20 protein-coding genes and 1 pseudogene are annotated in these 25,420 nt (G+C 57.6%); 12 read left to right on the forward strand and 9 right to left on the reverse strand.

Annotation, left to right across the window (positions count from 1 at the left end):
• Positions 1-59: 59 nt before the first annotated feature.
• From H1B37_RS34290 to H1B37_RS04635, 3 genes are all read right to left on the reverse strand, one after another.
• Positions 60-3,074, reverse strand: a complete 3,015-nt coding sequence (locus tag H1B37_RS34290; protein WP_436298211.1) for a sulfatase-like hydrolase/transferase — start codon at positions 3,072-3,074, stop codon at positions 60-62.
• Positions 3,071-3,361, reverse strand: a complete 291-nt coding sequence (locus H1B37_RS04630; RefSeq protein WP_182865439.1) for a hypothetical protein — start codon at positions 3,359-3,361, stop codon at positions 3,071-3,073. The genes H1B37_RS34290 and H1B37_RS04630 overlap by 4 nt, the downstream gene beginning before the upstream one ends.
• A 208-nt stretch (positions 3,362-3,569) precedes the next feature.
• Positions 3,570-3,842, reverse strand: coding sequence for a hypothetical protein (locus H1B37_RS04635; protein ID WP_182865440.1), 273 nt, complete (start codon positions 3,840-3,842; stop codon positions 3,570-3,572).
• 70 nt (positions 3,843-3,912) lie between these two features.
• Here H1B37_RS04635 and H1B37_RS04640 point away from each other — a divergent pair, with 70 nt between their 5' ends.
• On the forward strand, positions 3,913-4,062 hold the full coding sequence (locus H1B37_RS04640; RefSeq protein WP_182865441.1) for a hypothetical protein: 150 nt from the start codon (positions 3,913-3,915) through the stop codon (positions 4,060-4,062).
• A 318-nt stretch (positions 4,063-4,380) separates the two neighbouring features.
• Here H1B37_RS04640 and H1B37_RS04645 read toward each other — a convergent pair whose 3' ends face one another.
• Positions 4,381-4,590, reverse strand: coding sequence for a zinc ribbon domain-containing protein (locus tag H1B37_RS04645; RefSeq protein WP_182865442.1), 210 nt, complete (start codon positions 4,588-4,590; stop codon positions 4,381-4,383).
• A 157-nt stretch (positions 4,591-4,747) separates the two neighbouring features.
• Here H1B37_RS04645 and H1B37_RS04650 point away from each other — a divergent pair, with 157 nt between their 5' ends.
• From H1B37_RS04650 to H1B37_RS04660, 3 genes are all read left to right on the forward strand, one after another.
• Entirely contained in the window at positions 4,748-5,230 is a 483-nt protein-coding gene (locus tag H1B37_RS04650; RefSeq protein ID WP_182865443.1) for a pyridoxamine 5'-phosphate oxidase family protein, read from the forward strand.
• Positions 5,231-5,594: 364 nt separating this feature from the next.
• Positions 5,595-6,065, forward strand: coding sequence for a PA2169 family four-helix-bundle protein (locus H1B37_RS04655; protein ID WP_182865472.1), 471 nt, complete (start codon positions 5,595-5,597; stop codon positions 6,063-6,065).
• Between the two features lie 120 nt (positions 6,066-6,185).
• On the forward strand, positions 6,186-7,367 hold the full coding sequence (locus tag H1B37_RS04660; RefSeq protein ID WP_182865444.1) for an App1 family protein phosphatidate phosphatase: 1,182 nt from the start codon (positions 6,186-6,188) through the stop codon (positions 7,365-7,367).
• 75 nt (positions 7,368-7,442) lie between these two features.
• Here H1B37_RS04660 and H1B37_RS04665 read toward each other — a convergent pair whose 3' ends face one another.
• A complete protein-coding gene (locus H1B37_RS04665) occupies positions 7,443-8,162 on the reverse strand; it encodes a CAP domain-containing protein (protein ID WP_182865445.1) in 720 nt (239 codons plus the stop codon).
• A 261-nt stretch (positions 8,163-8,423) separates the two neighbouring features.
• Here H1B37_RS04665 and H1B37_RS04670 point away from each other — a divergent pair, with 261 nt between their 5' ends.
• A complete protein-coding gene (locus H1B37_RS04670) occupies positions 8,424-9,131 on the forward strand; it encodes a hypothetical protein (RefSeq protein WP_182865446.1) in 708 nt (235 codons plus the stop codon).
• A gap of 13 nt (positions 9,132-9,144) precedes the next feature.
• Here the strand turns inward: H1B37_RS04670 and H1B37_RS04675 are convergent, their stop codons facing one another.
• Entirely contained in the window at positions 9,145-9,705 is a 561-nt protein-coding gene (locus H1B37_RS04675) for a DUF421 domain-containing protein (RefSeq protein WP_182865447.1), read from the reverse strand.
• A gap of 526 nt (positions 9,706-10,231) precedes the next feature.
• Here H1B37_RS04675 and H1B37_RS04680 point away from each other — a divergent pair.
• The 4 genes from H1B37_RS04680 to H1B37_RS04695 all read left to right on the forward strand — a co-directional run bounded on the left by H1B37_RS04680 (position 10,232) and on the right by H1B37_RS04695 (position 15,915).
• Positions 10,232-12,586, forward strand: coding sequence for a DUF1592 domain-containing protein (locus H1B37_RS04680; RefSeq protein ID WP_220498036.1), 2,355 nt, complete (start codon positions 10,232-10,234; stop codon positions 12,584-12,586).
• A gap of 86 nt (positions 12,587-12,672) precedes the next feature.
• Entirely contained in the window at positions 12,673-13,125 is a 453-nt protein-coding gene (locus tag H1B37_RS04685; protein ID WP_182865449.1) for a four helix bundle protein, read from the forward strand.
• 25 nt (positions 13,126-13,150) lie between these two features.
• Entirely contained in the window at positions 13,151-14,509 is a 1,359-nt protein-coding gene (locus tag H1B37_RS04690) for a DUF1552 domain-containing protein (protein WP_182865450.1), read from the forward strand.
• Between the two features lie 116 nt (positions 14,510-14,625).
• Positions 14,626-15,915 carry a hypothetical protein gene (locus H1B37_RS04695; RefSeq protein WP_220498037.1) on the forward strand — a complete coding sequence of 430 codons (1,290 nt, stop codon included), beginning with the start codon at positions 14,626-14,628 and terminating at the stop codon, positions 15,913-15,915.
• A 282-nt stretch (positions 15,916-16,197) separates the two neighbouring features.
• Here the strand turns inward: H1B37_RS04695 and H1B37_RS04700 are convergent, their stop codons facing one another.
• Complete coding sequence (locus H1B37_RS04700) at positions 16,198-17,622, reverse strand: sialate O-acetylesterase (protein WP_182865451.1); 1,425 nt, start codon at positions 17,620-17,622, stop codon at positions 16,198-16,200.
• Positions 17,623-17,978: 356 nt separating this feature from the next.
• A pseudogene (locus H1B37_RS04705) lies at positions 17,979-18,152 on the reverse strand (HVA1 family protein); the annotation flags it as partial.
• Between the two features lie 325 nt (positions 18,153-18,477).
• Here H1B37_RS04705 and H1B37_RS04710 point away from each other — a divergent pair.
• From H1B37_RS04710 to H1B37_RS33635, 3 genes are all read left to right on the forward strand, one after another.
• On the forward strand, positions 18,478-18,645 hold the full coding sequence (locus tag H1B37_RS04710; protein ID WP_147866515.1) for a DUF1328 family protein: 168 nt from the start codon (positions 18,478-18,480) through the stop codon (positions 18,643-18,645).
• Between the two features lie 2 nt (positions 18,646-18,647).
• A complete protein-coding gene (locus H1B37_RS04715) occupies positions 18,648-19,418 on the forward strand; it encodes an SDR family NAD(P)-dependent oxidoreductase (RefSeq protein WP_182865452.1) in 771 nt (256 codons plus the stop codon).
• 720 nt (positions 19,419-20,138) lie between these two features.
• Positions 20,139-24,560, forward strand: a complete 4,422-nt coding sequence (locus tag H1B37_RS33635; protein WP_286177395.1) for a sulfatase-like hydrolase/transferase — start codon at positions 20,139-20,141, stop codon at positions 24,558-24,560.
• Between the two features lie 162 nt (positions 24,561-24,722).
• On the opposite strand, the gene H1B37_RS04735 is transcribed toward H1B37_RS33635, so the two are convergent.
• Positions 24,723-25,400: a hypothetical protein gene (locus tag H1B37_RS04735; protein WP_182865453.1), complete on the reverse strand. Its 678-nt coding sequence runs from the start codon at positions 25,398-25,400 to the stop codon at positions 24,723-24,725.
• Positions 25,401-25,420: the final 20 nt, after the last annotated feature.

Consider the following 25,420-nt stretch of genomic DNA (forward strand, 5'->3'; position numbering starts at 1 on the left):
GCAGGGGCCAATCACTGTGCCAATCACTGGGGCGATCACTGGGGCGATCACTGGGGCGATCATCGAAGATTCTTTGTCGCTTTTTCGATGCGTTCTCGTTGCTTTCCGCTTAGCCCCTGCTTGTAGTGAAACTCTGGGGAATGGTCCAGGTGATGCCCCTTCATCTCCGGGTCATTGACGCTGCGACTCAAATCGCAATCAAAACGCGTCAAGATCGAGTGATTCCGGCTCCAATCGCCCCCGGCATTGGTGAAGTGGGAAATGCCCCAGGTGATCCCTTGGCCGTCTTTCGTGTCGGTAAACGCGTCGGGAATGAACGGTCCACCGGCGGTCGGCATCAATTCGACGATCGATGCGATCTCAAAATTCACCCAATCCTCGGCATACTGAATCGTGTTGTGTTCCATGCCGTCCCGGATGACCAACGCGGCGACGCCTTGCTTGAACGGAAACAATGTCGTCTCGTGTCCCGAGTTGATCACGGGGTTGAGCGGATGTTTTTTGAAGGGGCCGAGCGGATGCTCGGCGATCGCCAATCCTTGCATCCGGATTTTGGCGGGATTCAACTCGGGACGTTCGTCAAAATCCGACTTGTAGTAAAGGTATATCTTTCCATCGTGGACCAAAGGGTAGGGATCATGAATCGAGAATTGATCCCACTCGCCCTCGGCACCATTGGGAACCACCACCTTGTTAGCCGGCGTCCAGGGGCCATCCGGAGAATCCGCATAGGAGACCGCCACAGGACAGTCGTCGCCTCGAAGTCCACTGGCTTCGTTGAACGCTTGATAGTACAGATAGTACTTGCCTTTCCAAACCAGGATGTCCGCCGTCGCCACGCTGCGCCAGCCAGGATGGGGTTTGGGCGGTCGAGCCACCGCGATGCCCTGTTCTTCCCAGATAAATCCATCCTTGGAGGTCGCGTAATAGATATCCGCCAGGTCCCAGTCGGATGAAGGAATCGCATCGGTCGTCTCAGCGGCTCGCGACAATCCCACCGGCTTCACTGGCGTTTTGCGACCGGTGTACCACACGTAGTACTTTCCGTTGGCGTAAATCACCTTGGAGGGGTCACGGCGCGTGATCGTGCCATCGCCGCCGTTGTAATCAAAACCTGCGAGCTTCGTGTATTTGAATTGGGTGTACAGTTCATTCTGTTCCGGGCGTATCGAAGGATAGGCATCGTAGTTGCGTTGCATTGCCGCACTCAACGGCCGGTTCGGCTTGTCGGCTGGCACATGAAACGGGAAAGCGGTCGGCGGTGTATCGCCTTCGTCCCCTAAGACGCTCAATCGTTCCGCATGAACAAAGTAGGCCCCGCGAACCTTGTCCTGTGGATCGGTCAGGAATGTCGAGAGGATTGCCGGCCCCTGAGGCAACTCGACCTCAAACGTCACGGAGGTTTCGTCTCCGCCGAGTCGCTTCGACCACTGTTTGTCTCCGATCTTCAGCACCGCCAGTTTGGCATCCATCGGCGCCGGTGCATCGTCGGGGAATCTGGACAGTCGAATCGCGTATCGGCCAGCCGCGACGACATCGATTGCCCAAAAGCCGTTGATCGCCAGTGCGTCGTCGCCGAGTTGGTCTTGTTTCCAAATCACGTTTCCGTTCGTCGGGTGCCAATCGCGTACGGTCAGCAGCGTCGGGTTTTCTTCGGCCGCGCCGATCTTGAACCGTGTGTACGCGGCGCCATCGGCAAACACATCGGCGAAATGCCGCTCGTACCGTGACCGTAGTTGGCGAACCACTTGGGGATGCTTCGCGGCCACGTCGGTCGTCTGACTGGGATCCTTGTTGATGTCATAGAGTTCATCGCCGACCAAACGCCATTGCTGGGTCAGTACTGCGTAGCGGGATCGACCTTGGTTCACGCTGACCAACCGGGGGCGGTCGGGTTGGCGTTGAATAAACAGGGTTCGTTCGGGCCAGGAATCAGCGTCGCCACGGATCAACGGCTGCAGGCTTCGGCCGTCAAACGCGACGCCCTTCGGCTTGGAAAGACCGCACCAATCGATCAACGTCGGCAACCAGTCGCGGCAGCAGGTCAGTTCGCGGATCCGCCGGCCGGCATTCAACTCGGCAGGCCAGCGAACAAAGCAGGCGACGCGATGGCCGCCTTCGTACACCGAACCTTTCTTGCCACGCATTGCCGCGTTAAACCCGTTCGCACCCTCTCGATCGATTCCTTCGGCGGTGCCGTTGTCGCCCATGAAAATCACAATCGTGTTGTCGGCAAGGTCACGGGAGTCGAGCAGTTCGAGCAACCGCCCCAGGTTTTCGTCAAAGTTGACAATTTGCCCGAAGAACTTTGCGCGTTTTTCATCATGCCCATCCGCCAGAAAGGGCTGGTAGTACCTTTCCGCCACCGTGTGCGGACTGTGCATCGCGTTGAGCGGCAGGTAGACGAAGAACGGGGCCGCGGACGACTGTCCGATGAATCGATTGCACTGGTCAAAAAACACGTCGGTGCAATAGCCCTGGATCGTTTCCCGCGTTCCGTTTCGGTAGTAGGTGTCGTCGAAATAGTCATTTCCGATCGGGTTGCCGATCTCGTCGATGCCGCCGGCCAGATGCCGGACGACTTGCTGAAAGCCACGATACCGCGGCGCGTACGGCCAAGTGTCGCCGAGGTGCCACTTGCCGAACATCGCGGTGCGATAACCCGCCGCGGAGAACACGTCCGCCATGGTCGCTTCATCGGGGGCCAGAAGTTGCCGCCCCTGCACGACATCCCAGGCTCCGGCGCGTGTCGAGTATCGCCCGGTCATCAGCGCGGCGCGGGTCGGCGTGCAGACCGGATCGACGTGATAGTTCTCCAACCGCACGCTCTGCCCGGCAAGCCGGTCCAGGTTGGGTGTTTGCAAGAACGGGTTTGAGTGACACGACATGTCACCGTAGCCCTGGTCATCGGTGACGATCAGAATCACGTTGGGCCGATCGTTGGCCAGTCCGATGGTGGCCCATCCGATCGTGGCTATCAGCAGCATCAGTGAGGTCGCCAGCCAGTTGGATCGTTTCGTTTCCAACACCGTTGCAAAATTCGCAAAACACAAGACCAGATGAAGACGTTTCATAATTCTGCGTTGCCGCCGCGGGATAGTGCGGACCCTGTTTCGTCATTGAAGGATGCGTCGGTGTGTCTCCCGGAGACTAGGCTCAGAAGGATCAGCGTCACGAAGCTGGAGCCGATCAAGATGAACTTGACCCATGCCGCATAAAACGTCAACTCGGTCCAAGGCGTTTCAGGCGATGCGATAAGCTGTTGCAGCAAACCGAAATTTTCCAACAAATCTGCTGCCCCCGCGATCCAGGCACTCCATGCAACGACTTGGCAAACCGGCAACCAAATCGGGTGCTTCACCCTAAGTCGACCGGCGAGCGAAAGTGCCCATGCGGCAAAACCGACGCTGTAGAGCAGAATGAGTGGGAAATCCAGGCCGAGCGCCGGTCCGGGTAGGAATCGCGGCTGACATCGCCACCGGGTGATCACGTCTGTTGCGGGTTCCGGAGATCCGGTCAAAGACAATTTGATCGGCCCCGAACAGCAAAACGGACCGATACGGAGGGATTCAATCGGTGGAGCCAATAGATTGATGGCCACCAACAAAAACACCGCCCCGCTCATTGCCCACCAGGCCAATTTGCATCGTTTCTTTTGGGGCAACAATTCCAGCGGATGACGCATCGAGATGAACCTCCGTATTGGTCGGATAGCCGAAACCTGCGACGTGTACAACGGATGAAAGATATCGAGGAATCCACGGTGCTAAAACGGACAGGGTTTTCGCGCCTAAAACGACTTCTGAGTTGCCTTCACTGGCCGGGATCATGAAGTCTGGCACGAGGATTGCATCATTTGAAGTTTGTAAACGTTTTTAAACCAATTTAGCCATTTTTGATCGAGGTATAGCGATGCAGACGCTAATTCAAACAAACCACGGTATTTCCTACCCCGTTGTCGGCCCGAACCGGATTCCGCAGGAGGATCTGATTCAAGATGACGAAGTTCCTGACGGCAAAGCCGCAAAACAATCGAGCACCACGGACCCGATGGGAACATAATTCTAACGAGGTTTTCGCTCCGAGTAGTGGTGGGGCCTTGCCCAGCGGACCGAGCAGCCGACTGGCAGAGGACTCAGGCAATCGATGGCGACACGGATCAGATTCGTGTCGCCATTTTTTTATAGTCGAGCTGGTACTCCGCCGCAGATTGGCTTTCAGGTAGAAGGCCAGGCGACGAGTCCATTCGGATTGTTGGCTGTGAGGACTCCTCGCGCCGCCCACTACCGTCTGCCCGGATGTCAAGGTGAGACGGAACACGAGTGGTGCATCATGGCAATCGTAAGCCCTGCCTACCGGTTGGTTTTCAATCGCGTTGGGCTAACTTCGATCACGCGCCGACCTCGATTTCTGGGTCCCATGGTTCGCCTCAAGCGGTTCGTGCCTTGTCGGAGTGACATCACCAGGGTGCTCGACATAGACTTTTTCGCCGCAGTAAGGGCAAGCTGGTGCGCGGTCGTCGACTGGTTTGCCACACTGCGTGCAGGTCGTTTCATTCAGCGGTGCAGTGTCTTTCTTTGGTTGTGTCATCGGTCAAACGTTTAGCGTTGCGGGATTCGATTGTCGGAAAGCTACCTCAAGCAATTCGCAAGCCAATTCGTAGACGGCATTGGGTTTGGCCCGGTGTTTGCGAGTTCATGACGGCCGAACCGATGGCAATTCGTCGCCGATCAAACAAGGACACCATATGAACACCGAAAAAAAACTGCTCGACCTGATCCATGGCTTCGACAACGCGATGCTAGTAACGAAAACCCCAAGCGGGGCGCTCGACGCGCGCCCGATGGCGGTTGCCCAGGCGACCGACGATGGCCGGTTGTGGTTTGTTACCGATCGCAACTCAGGAAAGATTGCCGACTTGATGAGTGATCAAGACGTCGCAGTGACGATGCAAAATGCTCGGAAATTTGTCGCGATTTCCGGCACCTGCCGCGTCGTCGATGATCGTGCAAAGATCGAAGAGGTCTGGAAGGAGATTTGGAAGGTTTGGTTTCCGGGTGGTCAATCCGACCCCTCGATTGTTCTGTTGAAGGTGGATCCTCAACGCGGGGAGTACTGGGACAACAGTGGTGTGGCCGGGATCAAGTACCTGATCAAGGCAGGGAAGGCGTACCTGCAGGGCGAGCGAGCCGAAACCGATGCAAGTGTCAACGCTTCGGTTGTGCTGTAGTCGACTTGGCCAGAGTTTCTTCAACACGTCAATCGGAATCAATCGCGTCGTCAGCGCGACCATGCCCACTACGCTCTGTCTGGGTGGTCGGTCGAATCTGCAGCATGGAACCGGTGCTGACCGGCAACGGCAAATCCGTGACCTGATCCTTGCCGTCCAAAACGTGATTGCAGAAACGGTACCCGTGGCTTCCGTTGCCGCATCGGAGGCATGTTGATCGCCAAATGATCGCTAACGTCGAGCCGTGCGGTCAACAACTTGTGCGAGTTTGAGATGTGACTGGCATGGCTTTTGCATCCGTTCAAATCTACTGCGAGCGTTGTTGCTCGCCCTTCGCATGTCACCAGATGGAGAAAGCAAAACTATGAGTTTGGAAACCAAAACTGATCTGAATCAAACCACAATCGACAAGATTCAAAAGTTGATTCGCGCAAACATCGACTCGTACAACGGGTTTCATGAATCGGCCGAAGAGTTGAACGACGCCGAACTAACGGCGCTGTTTAAAAAGCTTGGCGATCAGCGATCCGCCATGGCGACGCAATTGCAAGAGTTCGTCGAATTCAACGGCAAGGAAGCGGAGGACGATGGCAGTGTCGCGGCCAAAACGCACCGCATCTGGATCAACATCCGTGGCAAGCTCAATGGCGGCGATCCCCATGTGATCCTGATTGAAGCGGAGCGCGGCGAAGATCACATCAAGGAAGCTTATGAGGAGGTGTTGAAGGAGACTGCAGGCAGTGCCATCAACGATGTCCTGACCAAGCAATATGCCGAGGTTAAGGCCGGGCACGACAAGATTCGGGATCTTCGAGACGCATACAAGAATCGTTAATGTCCCCTGTCCAATTCGAAGGAGCGCGCCGCTAGATCAGCGGATTGATCGCTGATCTTGTGGCGGCGAACTTGAATGAGCGATGCAGGTCGAGGTGAGAGAATAAGGGGTCACTTTACCATGGCAACCACCCCAGGATCGGCATGGCAGCGTGAACTGAAGTCCTGGTTGACGCGTGCGGCGTCGGCGGCCGACGACTTGGCCGATGCCGGGATTCGTCGGCTGCGAAAACGTTTCGGTTTGGCGGGGATCGCCAAGATCCAGCCTTATATGGGCTATGCTTCCACCGATACGGTCTATTTGCACGGTCGTGTCCTGACGAATCCTCCCATCGATCCGGATTATCATCGCGATCAATGGTGGGAGAATTTAAGTCACACCGTCCAGCGATTTGCGACCAACGAAGTTCCCGGAGTAGAGATCGAGGCGTGTTTCAACGGTCGGCATGGGACCGCAGTCAGCGATGACGAAGGTTATTTCCACCTGACACTGCCGCGACCTCAGGACGGAGACGACGTTTTTTGGGACTTCGCCAGTTTTCGAATTCTCAATCCTGCAGGTGCAGCGCGGCAACCGAGTCGCGCCACGTGTGGTGTGATGACCGTGCCCGATGATGCCGCGTTTGGGGTCCTCAGTGATGTCGACGACACGATTTTACATACCGGGGCGACGGACATCGCCACCATGGCCAAACTGACCTTCTTCGGCAATGCCCGCACCCGGGCTCCATTGCACGGCGTTGCGGAACTCTACGAGCGATTGCAGAACGGCGGTGTTGAATGTCCCGCCAATCCGATCTTCTACGTGTCCAGTTCTCCCTGGAATCTCTACGATTTGCTGGAAGATTTTCTGGAATTGAACGCGATCCCTCGTGGTCCATTGCTGCTGCGAGATCTCGGGTTTGACGAAAATAAATTTCTGAAATCCGGCCATGACCACAAACTCGACAAGGCGCGGCGATTGATCAACACGTTCGATCATCTGCCGTTCCTACTGTTCGGTGATTCCGGACAAGAGGACGCTCGACTGTATGCAGCGGCCGCAAGCGAGTTTCCGGATCGCATCGCGGGGATCTTTATTCGTGACATCAATCCCGACGTTGTGAGTGACCACAATGAAAAAGTCGACCGATACGTCCGCCAAGCCGCCGAAGTCGGCGTGCCGATGTACTTGGTCGGTGACAGTGTCGAAGCTGCCGAAATCGCGATCGAGCACGGCTGGCTACCCAGGAGCAGCCTAGCCCCGATCGCTCAAGCAACTCGGCGTGACGTAAAACGATCAGCAGGTGCGATGCAGCCCTAGACTACCGAGGCGGCGCACAAAGTTCTCCCTAACGCCCGTCAATTTCCGGGCCGCTTGGCCGCGATACCGTCTGAGTCACGGGGTGGTCTTTAAACCTTCGGCGTCGATGACTAGGCTTGTCGCTTTCTGTAGCGAAACCGTTTGCTGTCCAGAATCCGTCGCGATCGTTGTCGGAAAACAACGTTTCATGCGAACGATGCCTCTCGGTGGTAGTTCAAATTCATCCTGACTCCCATTTGCTTCGACAATGATGGTCTGGGGTTGATCGGAGCGGTTGGCCACTTCCACTACGAATGCAGCGGATTTCGGACGTCCAAATAGCTGCACAGCGTAGTAAGTCACTCCGTCACTCGATGCAACTCCGACGCCTGTTTGTGTCACATAGTCGGCAAGCATATTTTCGCGGTGAGACGGCGAATCGATCCAACCCTGCACGAAGACCTCGACCAAACTCTCTGCGGTGATGTCTCCCGTATTGGTTCGGTAGGCAATATTCTCTCGCACGACGCAGTACTCGTATCCCGCGGCTTTCGCCCGCTGGGCCGGTGTTTGCCCATCGGCTCGGTGCCCATAATCGCCGGTGTCGGCCATGTATTGAGCAAACTTCTTAGCCGCCGATGTCAGCTCTTCGTCGCCGGAAACCGACGCCAACTCATTTTTTTTGCGGAAGTCGTTCGTCTGCGAAACGATGGCCGATTCGACACGATCGGCAAAGCCGTTCTTTGGGGACGATTCTTGAGCGACGGCGACGCTCGCAACAAGGAAACAAAGTGGAAAATGAAGGGTGAAACGCATCGCTTCGACTCCGATGTGAGGTTGAGGCTATCCACTCGACATTCAGGTGACACGGCTCGTCGGTGCCGTCACCTTGAAACCAATGCGTTGACAGCGTGCTCTAGGGACGGCCGACCACCGAGCTGATGTGTAGGACAGCAGGGGCATAGAAATTCGATGCAGCATTGTCGGTGACAAAGCCCACGTGATGCTCGTTTTGGAACGCAAATTGCGTGCCGTCATCAATCGTATCCCAACCAACTCCACCACAACGACGCACACATGACCAACCACGGTGCCACCCCCAGAGAAACGCCGGGCCATCTGCAACACCAATGGGTGGTGGCTGGCATCGTCTCGGCATCGGCACGTTTCATTCCCGTTCCTTTCGTCGACGATTTGGTGCAAGGGCAATGCCGCCGGTTTGTGGTTGCGAAAACCCTTGCGAGCCACGACACGCATCTGACAACTTCGCAGCTGAAACCATACTACTCAACCGGCGGCGGTTGTCTTTCTGGTTGCTTGGGGCTATTGGCCAAGGCTCCGCTAAAATTGCTGTTGTTTCCGGTCCGAAAGATCGTCGCGGTCATCACATCGGCCCGAGGCGTTCCCGTCGAAATCATGCGGATGGTCTTGCTCGGACGCATGCTCGATCGTTACTTGGAGATGGGACGCGTGCATCCGGAAGCGGACGATGCGACGAAGATGAGGCTGGCGTTTGAAGAATCGTTTGCACGGATGGATTTGCGTGTCGTCAAAGCTGCTGTCGCCGATGCATTGGCCAGTGTGAGCGGATGGAAAAAAGCCGCGACCGACACAGCACAGGAGGTCGCAGGACCGCGAGATCCGGCAAGCGACGACTTCAAGCCGCCGAAGGACGTAGAAGCGGGAGCTGAAAAAGTCGAAGAGGTCTTGAGACGCCCGGAAACCCTTTCCCTCTTCGCCGACTTCGACAAAGCCTTTGACTCGGCTTTCGAGCGACTGGGTTAGTGCCGCGCCAACCCTAACCAAATAGTCGCTCACTGCCGATGACATCGCGAAAGATGCGTTGGTCAAGAGAGACGTCGTCATCGGCGGTATGGATCACCGAGACGTCGCCGGTGGTTTCGAACACCACCGCCTTGACCTGGTCGAAGTTCATGGCGTTGGATTCACGCAGCTTTCCGTATAGGTCTTCTTCGGTAATATTCGCCTGTCGCATGTTTTCGTGCAGAATTTCCCGGCCTGCCATCAACAGCATTGGTTGATTATCGACCGCTTTGGCGAGTGAGCTGGAATTCATTCGCAACTTGGCAACCGTCCACTGCCCCATGAAGACACAGAAGATGGCGAACATCCCCATGAAAAGCGTGGGTGACGGTGACGAGATCGTGGATCCGAACAACGATCCGGTCGCGATCGTCATCGCAAAGTCAGCAGCCGACATCTTGGAAAAACTACGTAGCCCGACGATCCGAGTGTAAGTCAAAATCGCGGTGTACACGACGACTGCGGAAACCAGGATCATCGCGAGCTGGCTGAACGAAACGGTGATCCATTTTTCTGATAACGTGGTTGCAATCATGACGGCAGAGTGCTTGGCGGTCGACAATGCTCAACTCAACGACCGTCTCGATTTCAAAACTGGTTTCACACCGGCCGCAAGATGTTTGCCGAGACAGCCGATGCAAGAAGGCGAATTTTGTGATCGATGATGGATCGTTGGGCGGAATCCTTTTTTGTGGTGGGATCATGAGCAAAGCCCGTACCGGATCGTTCACAAAACACGTTGCATGGATCGAAGACGACGGTCACAGTCGTTCGTCATCGTGTCGCCCGCACAACAGGTTGGCAGCCAGTTTTGACCGGGGGGGATGTACCAGAGCCTGACAGGCAAGCCGGCGAATCGACACGAATCGGCCATTCGCTTGCTCGGCGATGGGCAGCCTATTAGGATGTCTGGCAAGCAGGCTGGTTCGGCAGGACCGTTCGCTTGCATCATGACATCCGGCGCGACAATGCCCTACCTCCAAGAATCATCGCTTTTCCGACTGCTCTTTCTCATTGGTCTTTGTTGTGCCGGTGCAGTCTGCCGAGCGGAACCATTCGAAGTGTTTCTACAGAGGCATTGTATCCGCTGTCATGGCCCTGAAACGCAGGAAGGCGACCTTCAGATCGATCAGCTTTCGCGAGACTTCAACGCTGGGGTGGACACACACCAGTGGGCGGAGGCACTGGAGAAGGTTAACAGCGGCGAGATGCCGCCGACGGAAGAACCGCAGCCGACGGAGGACGAGATTGCGACCTTCGTGGTGAATCTTGACGCCCGGATCCAGGACGGACGCGCGGCGCGGATGGCGGCGCGGCCGGCGGTGGCGCACTATCGGCTTAGTCGCGAAGAATATCAGAACACGGTCTATGACCTGTTGGGCGTGCGTTACGATCCTGCCGAGCCGGGCCAGCTGAACGAGGACACGCTGTGGCATGGATTCGAACGCATCGGGTCGCAACTGTCACTGTCGCCCTCGCACGTCGATCGCTATTACCGCGCCGCCGACATCGTGCTGGCCCGAGCGTTCCCCGCTGCGCAGGGCGAAGCTCGCAGTGTCCGCAAAACGGCGGCGGAGTTGCGCTACGGCGGCGGGAAGAGTCAACAGGAGGCGTTGGACAGATTCGGCATCAAACGGCCACTTCGCTACCTGCTATTCCCCGGTCGAGTCCAAAGCGCGCTATCGCCGCACTGGTTTGGAAAAACCGGCCCCGAACACAGCGGGCTGTACAAGGTTCGCCTGCAGGCCAGCGGGATCCGTCCGCCCGGCGGCCAACCCGCCCACCTGAGCATCGGGAAACAGACCAGTGAGGAGACGGTCGACGCGATCGTGGAATTTGACGTCACGGCGCCGGAGGACCATCCCCGGGTTTATGAGTTCGAAGTGTTTCTCGAAATGCCGGTCAACTTGCATTTCTGTGTGGTCGCCACCGACGTGGTCGACAGGAGGGCCGGCGCCGCGTTCCGCAATGCACTCGCCAGCAGGGGCGGTCATATCTTCACCCACAGCAGCGAAACGCTGCTGCTGAATCCGAACGCCCCGCAGATGTTCGATGACCAAGGGAACGGGATCTTTTCAACGGTCATCCTCGATTGGATCCAGTGGGAAGGGCCGTTGGTCTCGGAGGCAGAAGCATCGCGACGCAACGGTGTGATCCCTCCCGACGACGCAACGTCCGAGGTGGTCGCCGAGCATCTCCGAAGCTTCGCCGAGCGTGCCTGGCGACGTCCGGTGAAGAAGGAGGAACTGGAAAACTACCTGCAGTCCTACCGTGAGGAACGCGAGGCGGGTGAATCGCCGGCCGATGCGTTTCGAATCGCGATGCACGGCGTGCTGACGTCCAGAAACTTCATTTATCTGGTCGAAGGCGATCCGGCCGCTCGCGAATATCTGACCGACTGGGAACTCGCGTCACGGCTCTCCTATTTCCTGTTCAGTTCCATGCCCGATGATCCGCTGTTCGCTGCGGCCAAGGCCGGCAACCTGAACGGCGAGGGGCTGGAAAGTGAAGTGGATCGAATGTTGACCGATGGTCGGATCGATCGCTTCGTCGACGACTTCTCCCGCCAGTGGCTGCAGCTGCACCGCGTCGGCATGTTCCCGCCAGACAAGACGTTGTATCCCGGCTACGACGATTGGCTGGAAGCGAGTATGCGGGCCGAACCGGTCGAATACTTCCGAGAGGTGTTCACAAGAAATTTGTCGCTCGATGAATTCCTGGATTCTGATTGGACCATGGCCAACGCTCGTCTGTGCGATTTTTATGGGTTGCCGGAACCGACGTCGAGCCGCTTTAAACGTGTCGCGCTCAAACCGGACGACCATCGTGGTGGTCTGCTCACGATGGGCGCGGTGCTCGGATTGACCTCCGATGGAACACGTCACCGCCCGGTGCACCGCGGCGTCTGGCTCAGCGAAACGATCTTCAACAAGACGCCGCCGCCACCTCCGGCCAACGTCGATCCGATCGAGCCCGTTCCGCCCAAGGGCACCAAGGTGACCATCCGCCAAAGAATTGATGCCCACGCCAAGAATCCCAGTTGTGCCGCCTGCCACCGCAATCTCGATCCGCTGGGGCTGGCGTTTGACCACTATGACGCCATCGGCCAGTGGCGGACTCGCGAAAGAGTGCCAACGGGAATCGGTGACGACCCGCTGGTCGATGCCTCCGGCGTGATGCCCGACGGCCGCCCGTTCTCCGATGCCGTCGATTTCAAACGCCTGTTAATGGAGGACCGTGACAAGGTCGCCCAGGCCTTCATCGAACACCTCTGCACCTACGCCCTCCGCCGAGTCCTGACCGTCGACGACCAAGACGACCTGAAATTGATCGAAGAACAGGCGAAAAGGAGGGGCTACCGTGTCAAGGACATCGTCCGCGCCGTGGCGTTGTCGGATCTGATGAGGAAGCGGTAGTTTTTGTTCTTTGTTCTTTGTTCTTTGTTTGCACCTTGCCGCAACTCGTGGAATTGACACCACGCACCAATAACCAATAACCAACAATGTCGATACGACGCTTCGAAGAGATTGAAGGATGGCAGTTGGCGCGGGAGTTGACGAATCAGGTTTACGCGGTGGCGAGCCGCGGAGCGTTTGCGAGGGACTTTGGACTCAGGGATCAGATCACGCGAGCGTCAGGATCGGTGATGCACAACATCGCGGAAGGGTTCGACGGGGGAAGCAATGCTGGATTTGTCAAATTCCTGCGTTACTCACAGCGTTCATGCTCGGAGGTCCAAAGTCAGCTCTACGTTGCATTGGACCAGTCCTACATTTCCCAAGGTGAGTTCGACGCCATCTATAAACAGGCGGCTAAGACACACGCGAAAGTCGGCGGGTTCATCCGCTATCTCTTGAGAACCAAGAACCAAGAACCAAGAACCAAGAACCAAGAACCAAGAACCAAGAACCAAGAACCAAGAACCAAGAACCAAGAACCAAGAACTAAGAACTAAGAACTAAGAACTGCCCCCCAAAACCATGCCCTACCTCTCCCAATCCTGGCTGATCGACCGTCGTCATGCGCTCCGCGCCCTGGGGACTTGCATCTCGCTGCCCATGCTCGAATGCATGATCCCACTCGGGGCCGCCGAGCAACCGTCTGCGGCGCCCCGGCGCAGCGCGTTCATCTACCTTGCCAACGGTGTTCATTCGCTGAACTATCAGATCACCACGCCGGGCAAGGATTACGAGTTTTCCCGGTCGCTGAAACCCTTGGAGCCGCACCGCCAGGTCATCACTCCGATCAGCGGTCTGCATCATCCGGGGAGCCTCGGCCATCACCACAACTGCATCAAGATCTGGTTGACCGGCGGAAAGCTCGGCCCGTCGGACCGCAACACGATTTCCGTCGATCAGAAGATGGCCGAGGTCACCGCGCCGCACACGCGTTACCCGTCGATGGAGATCGCTATCACGCAGGAGTCGCTCGCCTGGACGGCCGATGGCGTTCCGCTGCCACCGTTGCGACGCTGCAGTGAGATCTTTGCGTCGCTGTTCGAGGAACCCAAGGGCGGCATCGAAGCTCAGCGAAGGGCCTTGCGCCGCAAAGCGAGCGTCCTGGACGACAACCTTGCCGAAGTGCGTCGGTTGGAACAGAAGATGGGAGCGGCCGACAAAGGACGCCTGGACCAATACCTGGCCTCGGTCCGCGAAGCAGAGATCCGCACGCGGCGCGCCGATGCGTGGCTGGACACGCCGCTGCCGGTGATTTCCGAGAGCGATCGCAAACGCACCAACCGCGACATTCCACAGACCCAAGCGGGCGATTACTTCCGAACCGTCTATGACCTGATGGTGCTGGCTTTCCAGACTGATGTGACACGCGTCGCCACGTTCAGCTTGGGCGGCGAGGGCCAGGCGATCGCCATTCCGGAAATCGGAATCACCGAGTCACGCCATCAGCTCAGTCATCACGGCGGGGACGCCGACTACATCGAGAAACTCACCAACTACGACACGTTCGCCATCGAGCAGTTCAGCTACTTCCTCTCGCGGCTTGAAGAGACCCAAGACGTCAATGGGCGACCGCTGCTGGGTTCCACGATGGCGCTGTTCGGCAGCGGGATGTGCTACGGCCACAGCCACGGCAACGCCAACCTGCCACTGGTTTTGGCCGGCGGTTCAGACCTCGGTCTGAAACACGGCCACCATCTCGACTTCAACCAGGGCCACTTCGACGGATACCGGCTCGATCAGCCCGGGGAACATTACGCACTTTGCAGTCGCCCCGCAAACCCGAACGCGCACATGAGCAACCTGTTGTTGATGATGGCACAAAAGATGGGCGTGGAGACCGACCAGTTCGGAGACAGCAATTCCGTGATTGATGCCGTTTAGGTCAATCGCGTCACCTGAACGTCGCTACGCTCGCCAGAGCGTGGAAACCCTGGTTTACGGGCAGCGGACGAGGTGACGAGGCCATTCGGATTCCCAACTCCCAACTCCCAACTCCCATGCTCTCCCCGCATCCTCTCCCGTTCTCCTTCACCGCAGCATTCTGCCTGGGCATCTTTCTATTGACAGTCCCCGCGGTGGTTGCCGAGCAGCCGTATCGGCCTGAGGTGGGGCGGTTTCCTGCGTTGGAAAAGTCGCACTCCTATCGGGGCGAATTGGTGTTTGTCGATCACGTCAACCGCCGAGGCAGCCTGCGGGTGGAAGGAAAGGGCACGTATTTTCGAAACGCCCCGCACCCCTTCGCCATGCTGCCCTACGGCATCGTGCGTTACCACGGGGCGCCGGCGGATCTGAGGGACATCCCGCTGGGTACGGTGATGCACGCCCGAGCCTTTTTGCCGCCCGACCCGACGATCTCCGCGGTACCCGTGTTGCCGGTCGACAACCGAAAGAAAACGGCCGGCTACAGCGGCGCCGGGATTGCCCCTGCGGAGAACCATGTTCTGTTGCTGGAAGACGAACCGAGCCACTGTCTTCGCACGGGAATGGGCTGGAAACTGAAGGAGCTGGAGATCGACAACAACCAAGGGATCATCGTCGCCAGCCGCGAGCCGCGGGAAGGAACCGCTGGCGAGGCTGGCGAGGCTCGCGAGGAACCGATGACGCTTGACGCCGCAACACGCATCTGGCGCGGCCGCGAATGCCTTGGTGTCGAGGACCTGATCGCCGAAGGCATCTGGCCGGCCGTTGGGAAGAAATCTCTTGAAGGCCAATCCGTTCAGCTCGGGGTCACCTGGAAACCCACACCCAGCGGCGTCTTCACCCGGTTCCACATCTCGGACATCTGGTTGGACGAAACGGCGATCGAGCGCGCCGCCGATCAGCAGACCGAGACGCACAAGGCGTTTATCCGCAGCCGCTGGATGCCCGCCTGGATCGACGACGTCCAGTATGGAAAGTTCGGTCGCGCGACCGTGACCGCCACCTTGTTTGGCGGCATGGACGCCTCGCTCTACGCCGATTTTCAACCGGGAATCCAGGCCGCCATGAACGCATCGGAGAACACGCTGAAGCACGCCGGCGGTAACTATGGCCCGGCGCACATGGCGTCCAAAGGCACCCTCCTGGACGTCACGAGGGCGTCCGGCGAAGTCCCGCTGGGCAGCAGCGGCATTCAAATCCGCTTTGAGACCGACCTGATCATCGAAGGCATCCGTCCCGGCCGAGTCGTGCGCGTGCGTCCGGCAGGTTGGCCCCAAGTGAATGTCCCACGTGAAGAATTCCTAGGCGATGGAGGCTTCAGCCACGAAGACCGCTTCCCGACCCCGGCCATCTTTCCGAAATACTGACCGTGATTAGACGGTCCGGGTCCGATCGCAGGCAGCAAGATCCGGTGATGTCGGGAGGGGCAAAACAATGGGGGTAAAACAATTCCAGTCAGCGATCAATCTGCCCCCATCGTTTTGCCCCCATCGTTTTGCCCCCATCGTTTTGCCCCCATCGTTTTGCCAGTGCCCGCACTTCACCTGCTGCATGCGTCCCCCCGTTTCCTGCCCCATAACCTTCTCACCCACGAGTGCATCAACCGAACCGCAACGGAATGCTGAGGATCTGAAGAGGGCCAGCCAACGCTACTTCTGTGACTCCCACGGCAGTAGTTGAAGGTCACTGCAGAACGGCGAGGCCGGCAGGCCCGTCCGACTGTACAGGTTCGCGTTCTGGGGGGCGCCGCTGCAGGCATAGCGAACCGCCTGCGGATCCCGAACACGCGGGTTTCGGACGACGACTTCGGCACCCTCGATCATCGCCTGGGCGGGATACCAATTGCCGTCTTGATCTGCCAGCTCGAAGTGTGCCAGCGGCGTGTCGGGCGTCGGTTTGGGCGCGGCGATTCCTTCTTTGCGTGCCACCATCAATCCCGAATCCGCGTGCTCGAATTGCACACGCATCGAATCACCGTCCCCGTTCGCTGACAAAAACAACGGCCCGCTGAATGGAATGTTCTTTCCGTACGTCTTTGCCAAAGCCCAATTGGCCAGGCGTTTGCCCACATCAAGTTTATTGGCCGGGTGAATGTCGTCATCACGAAGATCGATCGCAACGGCCATCCCGGTCTGCTTGATGTCCAGGCTTCGTCGCTGTTCTTCACGCAGGCGTACCCACCCCGTTGCCTCGTTATTGAACGCCGGCAGCTGCACAAAATAGATTGGAAGTTCCGGCTGTCCCCAGGCCTGTCGCCAGCCTTCGACGAGCGCCCGCATCTTGATCCGATAGTGGCGAGGGTCTTCGCCGCGGCCCGCGTTGGATTCCCCTTGGTACCACAGGAATCCGCGTACCGCGTAAGGAGTAATCGGAGCCACGCGGGCGTTGAAGATGCGGCCCGGCATTCCGGCGGTGTTGCGAACGACGACGCCGCCTTCCAACGCGGCCAATGCACCAAGTCGATCCTGCTCGGCGAGCGAAAGGATCGCTCGCAACGGTTCCTGTTGCTCGAACTGGAACCGGGGAATGAAGCCTTCGATGGGTTTGCCGCCCCAGGATCCCTCGATGATGCCGATCGGAACATCAAGCGTTTTGTGAAGCTCGCGAGCAAAGAAATATGCCACCGCAGAGACCTTGCGCCGGTTGTCAGGATGATCGAGTTGCCAGGGGGTTGCAGTTTGTCGACGAGCAAGCGGTTGTGGAGAATCGGGTTCGTCGATCCGCAGCCAGCGCAAATGGTCCGTTGGGCCGGCGTCGACGGATTCGCCAATCGCAGGAAGCTTGCGGGCACAGGCGTCGAGTGTCATTTGCATGTTCGATTGCCCGCTGGCGTACCACACCTCGCCGACCAGCAGATTGCGAAACTCCTGGCGATCCTCCCCCGATTCCACAACCATGGTCGCCCCCGTGCCGTCGGCTTTTAGAGGCGAAAGTTCAACCCGCCATGCCCCATCGTCCGTTGCACGCGCCGTCTTGGTCTGCCCCGCAAACCGGACTGAGACATTCTCGCGGGCAGTTGTCGTTCCCCAAACCGGCAACGGAACGCCTTGTTGCAACACAGCGTTGTCAGTCAAGACATCAGCGACGTGAAGCTCAGCTGCCGAAATCAAGCTGGGTAGCAGAATGCTTAATAGGACTGCACGTGGCAATTGTGTCAGATTCACCAGGGACCTCTCGTTTCACGTGTTAGTGGTTGCGTCCTGCATCTGTACCGCATCGATCAGACTCCGCCGACAATTGTCCAAACGCAGGGCATGGGAGCGTAAATCATCTCAAGCCACCGACAGTGTATCGCGATCGATGGTACGACGTACGCGGATCCTGGCCCACTGCGGAGAAATCCGGTGCGATATGAGCGAGGTGAGATGAGCGGGTGGAAGAGGTCCTGTGGCGCCCCAAAACACTTTCCCAGTGCGCTGCCTTCGCAGCACTAGGTGCTTTCCAATTCCGTTTCGCTCTTGAGCACCTGATCGCCATCTTCTTGCTCAATCAGATACGCCGGTTCGTCCTCGATTGCATGGCGGGTCACTTGGTTGCCTTGAAGCGTTCGAGTGACTTTCTCTTTGAAGGCTTCCTTGATCAGGCCCTTCGCGGTTCCGCTTGCGTCGTTCCACTCTCGATCGTTATTTCACAGCGACTGTGAGCGACACAGCGCGGGCTCCTTACAGCAGACTCATCTTCCCAGCGGTACCCCGCTGCCGTGCAGTTGCTCGCTCAAGCAGCAACGTGACTGATCGTTGACCAGCATTTCCCCTTGGGTTTGGTAGCGGTACGCAAATCACGCGTGAATTTGCATCCGAGCGTTTGGAATCTTCGTTTTGGAACGGCGAATGCATTGAAGACCCCATCAGTTAACCGGTGAGTAACGTTTCCCTTTCCCGCTTGTGGGTGTTGCCGGTCGCCGACGAGTGATTTTAAAAGGTCGTACGATGCTTTACTGGGCAGCTGTTTTCTTTCTGATCGCGTTGGTCGCCGCCGTTTTCGGTTTTGGCGGGATCGCTGGCGGAGCCGCCTCAATCGCGCAGGTTCTGTTTGTCGTGTTCCTGGTGCTGTTTGTTCTCAGCCTGATCTTCGGGCGTCGTGGACCGGTGGCTTGATTATGCCGACCACACTCATCACGGGCGCTTCGTCCGGTATCGGTCTTGAGTTTGCCAGGCTGTTTGCCGCCGACGGCGAGAACGTCGTTTTGGTTGCTCGCAGCGAAGACAAGCTGGAACAGTTGTCGAGGCAGCTTCGTTTCACCCACGCGATCGAGGCGACCGCGATCGCGACCGATCTTTCCCGGCCGACCGCCGTCGACGAACTTTGCAGTGAATTGTCACGGCGTTCGCTCCGGGTCGATACACTCGTCAACAACGCCGGCTTCGGTGCGCTGGGGAAATTTGTGGACCTGGAGGCTGAACGACAAAGAGACATGTTGATGGTCAACGTGATGGCTCTCACCGGGCTGACGCGTCAATTATTGCCCGGCATGATCGAGCGCGGCAGCGGCGGCATCCTGAACGTCGGCAGCACGGCAGCCTACCAGGCCGGCCCCAACATGTCCGTCTACTACGCGACCAAGGCCTACGTCCTGTCCTTCACCGAAGGGTTGCGCGAAGAGCTCGCAGGCACCGGCGTGTCCGCAACACTCCTCGCCCCCGGACCGACCGAAACCGGTTTCGGCGAAGATTCGGGGATGGGCAAGTTCGATTTTTTCCAGAAAGCCGCCATGTCAGCCAAGTCAGTGGCCGAAGCCGGCTATGAAGGTTATCGCAAGAACGAAGACGTCGTCATTCCCGGCTGGCGAAACCGTTTGATGGTCACCGGCGTCGGATTTCTCCCTCGCGTTGCGACTCGGAAAATGGTCGCGAAGATTCAGAGCGCGTGATTGAAATGGAATGACTGGACACCTACAGCATCAATGGGGCGTCGCAGGCATCGTGTCGGCATCGGCACGCTTCATTCCAATTCCGTTCGTCGACGACTTGGTGCAGAGTCAATGTCGGCGGTTAGCGAAAGATCGTTACGGTCATCACCTCGGTCCGAGGCGTCCCGATAGGAATCATGCGAATGGTTTTGCTTGGACGCACGCTCGATCGATCCATCCCCTTCGCTCGGCATCCGAACAATCTTGCAGGGCTGCTGACCAGGTTACCCGTGGTCATCAAACAGGTTGACTGTCAGGCACCGGCCTTGTCCGAATTGGCACCGGCGAGTTTCGAGCAAGATCCAAGGCGTACGCAAAAAGACTGGCGGATGTGACAAAATATCGTAAGTCGTGGACGCTGTGATTCATGGTGCTGTGAAGGTTCGGCGGTATGATTGAGAGACTGAAGCTGAGTCTCTTTTTTGTGCTTTCCATGAATGAAGGTTGCAGAACTGCCATTGGTATCGGCGCTGGATCTGGAATCGGCGCTGGAATCAGTGCAAAGAACCTTGTCAAAGGCTAATAAGGGGTTTTGCTCGCCGCGTTCTCTGAGATTCCCGCGCCGCTGATTCTGGTGCTGCCGGGAACGCGGCTGCTTACTTGGTGATCTCCGCCGTAGACCGCCGGGGTTCAGTCTGAAACCTATCAATCACGAACTATCCTCAAATTTGGGCTGAAGTGATGAGATGCCCTTTCGTGCAGGCGGACAGCCAGCGACGAATTCTTGCGATCGTTGGTTGTGTCATGGCGCTGTCGCAGGCTGACAGCCTGTGCTACGCAAGCGAACAGGACGAGCAGGCTGCGCGGCCCAACATGGTCGTTTTTCTGTCGGACGATCACACGTGGCGAGACTCTTCTGTGTATGGATCGCCGGACATCAAGACGCCGAACATGCAGCGGCTGGCTAATGCGGGGATGACGTTTGACAACGCGTTCGTCGCTTCGCCGTCGTGTGCTCCCAGCCGAGCGGCTTTGTTGACGGGCATGTACCCGGCCAGAAACGGGGCTGAGCCGAATCACTCGCGGCCTCACGCAGATTTGAAGAAGCTACCAGCCTACCTGCAGGAGCTCGGTTACGAAGTGGTCTCGTTCGGCAAGGTCGGTCACTATCGACAAACGGCTGAGTATGGTTTCGATATTGCGAAGCATTTTGGCTACCACGATGACGTCGCGGTCGATGAAGCGATCAAGTGGCTGCGTAATCGGGGATCCGATAAGCCGCTTTGTCTGTTCGTCGGCACGAACTGGCCGCACGTGCCGTGGCCGGAGGATGTGAGCGGCATTGATCCGGACAAGTTGGTGGTGCCGCCGAATCACGTTGATACGCCAACGTCGCGCCAGTGGCGAGCGAAGTACGTAGCCGCGATCCGTACGATGGACAACGAACTGGGCAAGGTCTACGACGCAGCCCGCGAAGTGCTCGGCGACGACACGTTCTTCCTTCACACCAGCGATCACGGGGCGCAGTGGCCGTTTGGCAAATGGAACCTGTACGACGACGGCATCCGCACGCCGATGATCGTTTCGTGGCCGGGGAAAATCGCAGCAGGAAAACGCTGTGCCGCGATGGTGTCGTGGATCGACGTGCTGCCAACGCTGCTGGAAGTCGCGGAAGAGACGCCGCCCAAGAACATCGATGGCAGGTCGTTCCTGCCGGTGCTAACAGGCAAAGCGGCCACGCATCGCGATGTGATTTTTACCACCCACAGTGGCGACGGGAACCACAATGTCTTTCCGATTCGTGCGGCTTATACATCGGATGGCTGGAAGTACATTCGCAATTTGCATCCGGAGTTTCTTTTTCGCAGCCATGTCACCAATACGATCAAGGACAATGGCTATTGGCCGAGCTGGGTGGATGCGGCGACACGCGACGATCATGCGAAGCGATTGGTAAGGAACTACCAGAACAGGCCCACCGAAGAACTCTATAACACGACAGCCGATCCGTGGGAGCAACAGAATTTGATCGCGGATCGAGACCTGCAACCACGAGTGTCGGAGCTGAGAAGTCGACTTGATGCTTGGATGAAGCAGACTGGAGATACGCAAACCGTTTTTGGCGAGCCCAAGCTGGCACCGTCCGACACACTGCCGAATGTGATCACCGTCGTCATCGACGACATGGGCTGGTCAGATCTATCGTGCTACGGCGGCAAACGGACAACCACCGAGAATATCGACCGTCTGGCCAGCGAAGGCCTACGGTTCACGAACTTCTACGTCAACTCTCCGATCTGTTCGCCATCGCGTGTTGCATTGTCCACTGGCCAATACCCTCATCGACATCGGATCACTTCGTACCTTGATAATCGCCAGCATAATAATCGACGCGGTATGGCCCAGTGGCTCAACAAGGATGCTCCAATGCTGTCGCGCGGGTTGCAGCGCGCAGGCTATGCCACGGGGCATTTCGGCAAGTGGCACATGGGCGGGCAGCGCGATGTCGGCAACGCGCCGTTGATCCGCGAGTACGGGTTTGACAGCAGCTTGACGAACTTCGAGGGGCTCGGCCCACGCGTCTTGCCGCTCAAGGACGCTTATGATGGCAAGCCACCCAAGAAGCATGACCTAGGCTCGGCCAATCTCGGCAAAGGCCCGATTCGCTGGGAGGATCGCAGTCAGGTGACTGCCGCCTTTGTGGACGGGGCACTCGAGTTCATCGACCAGTCGCAAGCGACGGAGCAGCCATTCTTTATCAACGTCTGGCCAGACGACGTGCACTCACCGTTCTTCCCGCCCGAGGTGCTGCGCGATGAAACCGACGGTAGCAAACGTCAGCTTTACTATGCCGTGCTGGACGCCATGGACCAGCAGCTTGGAAAACTGTTTGACCGCGTGCGCAACGATCCGAAGCTAAGGGACAACACGCTAATTCTGGTGATGAGTGACAACGGGCACGAACAAGGCGCTGGCGCATCCGATCCATTTCGTGGGGCGAAAACTTGGCTTTACGAAGGCGGCATTCGTTCGCCGCTGATTGTTTGGGGGCCGACGTTCGTTTCCCCCAAGGTTGTCGGGACGACCAACGAAGATTCGGTGTTGTGTGCGCTCGACGTGAATCGTTCGCTGTATCGCTTCGCAGGCATCTCACCCGACGAAGAAAATTCACTGGACGGCGAAGACATTATGCCAACGTTGCTTGGTCAGTCGATGCAAGGCCGCAAGGCTCCAATTTTCTGGCGACGACCGCCCGATCGCCCCGGACGTCCTGAGGAAGACAATCCCGATCTAGCCGTACGGGACGGCAAGTGGAAATACCTTGTCAATTACGACGGCAGCCAGCCACAGCTCTACGATCTTGTCACCGATCCGTCGGAGTCGCAGAACCTAGCTGAGAATCAACCCGCAATCGTTCGGCGTCTGCACACAGCGATCATGCAGTGGAACAAAGATCTACCCAAGGATGCCGGCGATCCGACTTGGAAAAACCAACGCCGCGTCGGTTCCTTGAAACCAAACGAGTTTGTCAATCCGATCGGTGAAGGTGCCGACCCGTGGGTGATTCGTGATCCGAATTCGCCCCGGTACTTGTGGTGCATGTCCGAAGGCAATCGAGCGATCGCGATTCATACCTCCAGCAGCGTGACCTCAATGGGGCGCAAGCACATCGTCTGGCAAGCTCCGGAAAGCGGTCCGGTATCCCATGAAGTGTGGGCTCCAGAACTCCATTGTCTCGACGGCCGCTGGCACATCTACTTTGCCGCTTCAGACGGTAAGAACGAGAACCATCTCGCCTATGCCCTGAAATCGATAACTGCGGATCCGCTGGGTGCGTACGAACTGCACGGCCCGCTGGCGACCGGCGACGGCGAAGACGGAAAATCTCCGAATGTTTGGGCCATCGACATGACGGTGCTGGAGCATCAGGGCCGGCGTTATGCTCTTTGGTCTGGCTGGGATAAGCCGGGTTCGGATCAGCAGTATCTCTACATCGCCCCGATGGCATCGCCCACGAAGCTGGCCGGACCGCGGGTGCGGATTTGCGACAACGACGATTTCCTCTGGGAGCGCATCGAGCCGAATGAATCGAAACGCGGACTGCATGAAGCTCCGCAAGTGTTTCAATCGGATCGGCAGACGGCCGTCGTTTACTCGTGCGGTGCCTCGTGGCTGCCCACGTACAAGCTGGGTTTGCTGGAACTGGTCGGCAACGATCCGCTGCAACCATCTTCTTGGAGGAAACGCCCAAAACCCGTGTTTGACGGTACGCCAACAACGTACGGCGTCGGGCACTCGTGCTTTGTCAAATCGCTCGATGAAAAGCAGTGGTGGCATGTTTTTCACGCCAAACGCGATCGCGAACCCGGCTGGCGTCGAGCCGTTTTTGTGCAGCCGATGCGTGTCGGCAAAAAGGGCTTTCCGCTGTTCGGCAAACCAACGCAGCCCGGCGTCGTATTGGAAAAACCGTCCGGCGACGTGATCGCGAACGCCGCGTTCTCGCCAGAGTCCTTTGAGTATTTCGGGCACCACCAGTACCTTGCGGTCGAGAACGAAGTGATTCGTCTGGGCAAGACTCCCGACAAGCCGATTAACGATTACCGGTCGGGCGAGAAGGTGATCTTTGTCGGATCAGTCCCGGATGATGTGAAAGCAGAAGCCATGATCGATTTTCATGGCGACGCACAAGCACGCGACGCCGGAATCCTGTTTCGTACGACAGGAGCCGCGATCGGCTACGACGCTCAACGTGGCTACTTCGCCGGCCTCATCCCCCGCACGCAACTGGTGATCCTTGGCCGCACCGACGGAAGCAAATGGCAGGAACTCGCCCGCGCCAAAGCGACCATCGATACCACGCGTCCCCAGCAACTCACGGTGCAAATGCAGGGAGACCGCATTACCGTTTGGCACAACGGCGAGCAAAAGATCCAGCACACCGACAGCACTTACGGTCATGGCGCAATTGGCATACGCGTCGTGAACACAGACGCTGGCTTTTCTGACATCAAACTTTCCGGGGTTGCACCAGAAGGCCAAATGAATGAGCACGGCAATCCGGCGGTCAAGAAGTTCCACGAATCGCAGGGGTTCAGCAGGGAACTGCTGTTTGCTCAGCCGCGTCCCGGATCAAAGCCGCAACGATCAGGAGCACAAAGATGACGAGTCTAAGGCAATTGCCAGTCCAAATCGCGGCAACATGGTAGTGCTGCTTATTCGCCGGTTCGCTCGCCGCCGCGGCAACGAAGGCGACGGCAGCTCGTCCGAACATTGTGCTGATACGGTGTTCCATCTTTATGATGGCCTTTGGGAACCGACAACGGGTCAGCGAGGCTTATTTGCATCGGCTCTGACACGTCGCAGGATGAACGGCTTCGGATTGAACGCTTTTTCGGCGTGGTTGATCACTGCCTTCTGAAGTTCCTTCGTCGACATCGTGAAAACTGTCAATTCAACGAAGTCGGATGGTTCGTAGCTCATGTGTCGAAACTTCGCCTGATCGGCAAGTGAAGCGCAGTTCACGTCGTTGAGCCCGAAGTACTTGATTGTGTTCGCTTCCAATTCGATGCGACCAAACACGTAAACCGGTATCCCATGAACGAGTGGTGGGCCGATCGGCAGATCTCTTGGAATCATTTGCGCGAAAAGATGCTCCTCGACTTGGCCGACTTGCAAGGTCCAGGCATCGGGCCACTCGGTTCGGTCGTCGTTTTCTTGCTTTTCAGAAGCGTCATCTTGGGAACGCAAATAGACGTCGTACGTCGATGTATCGTATTTTTCGAATTCCAAAAGAACTCGCTGCTTTTTCGTGTCTTGCCCAGTAAGTAACAGCTCCCACGTTCCACTTAAATCAGCCTGTTCCACGAGTTCCTTTTCCGTCAGGAGGGGGTGAACCGAGGCAGTGCAGCCAGACAACAAACAAGCCAACACCAAGAGCGCCGAGGTGTTTGCCCTCAGTGAGCGTCGGCCGTCGCATTTGGCTTCATATTGATCCATCTTCATTGAACTGGTCCTCTTGAAAA

This window comes from Stieleria mannarensis, assembly GCF_014154935.1.
Taxonomy (GTDB): domain Bacteria; phylum Planctomycetota; class Planctomycetia; order Pirellulales; family Pirellulaceae; genus Stieleria; species Stieleria mannarensis.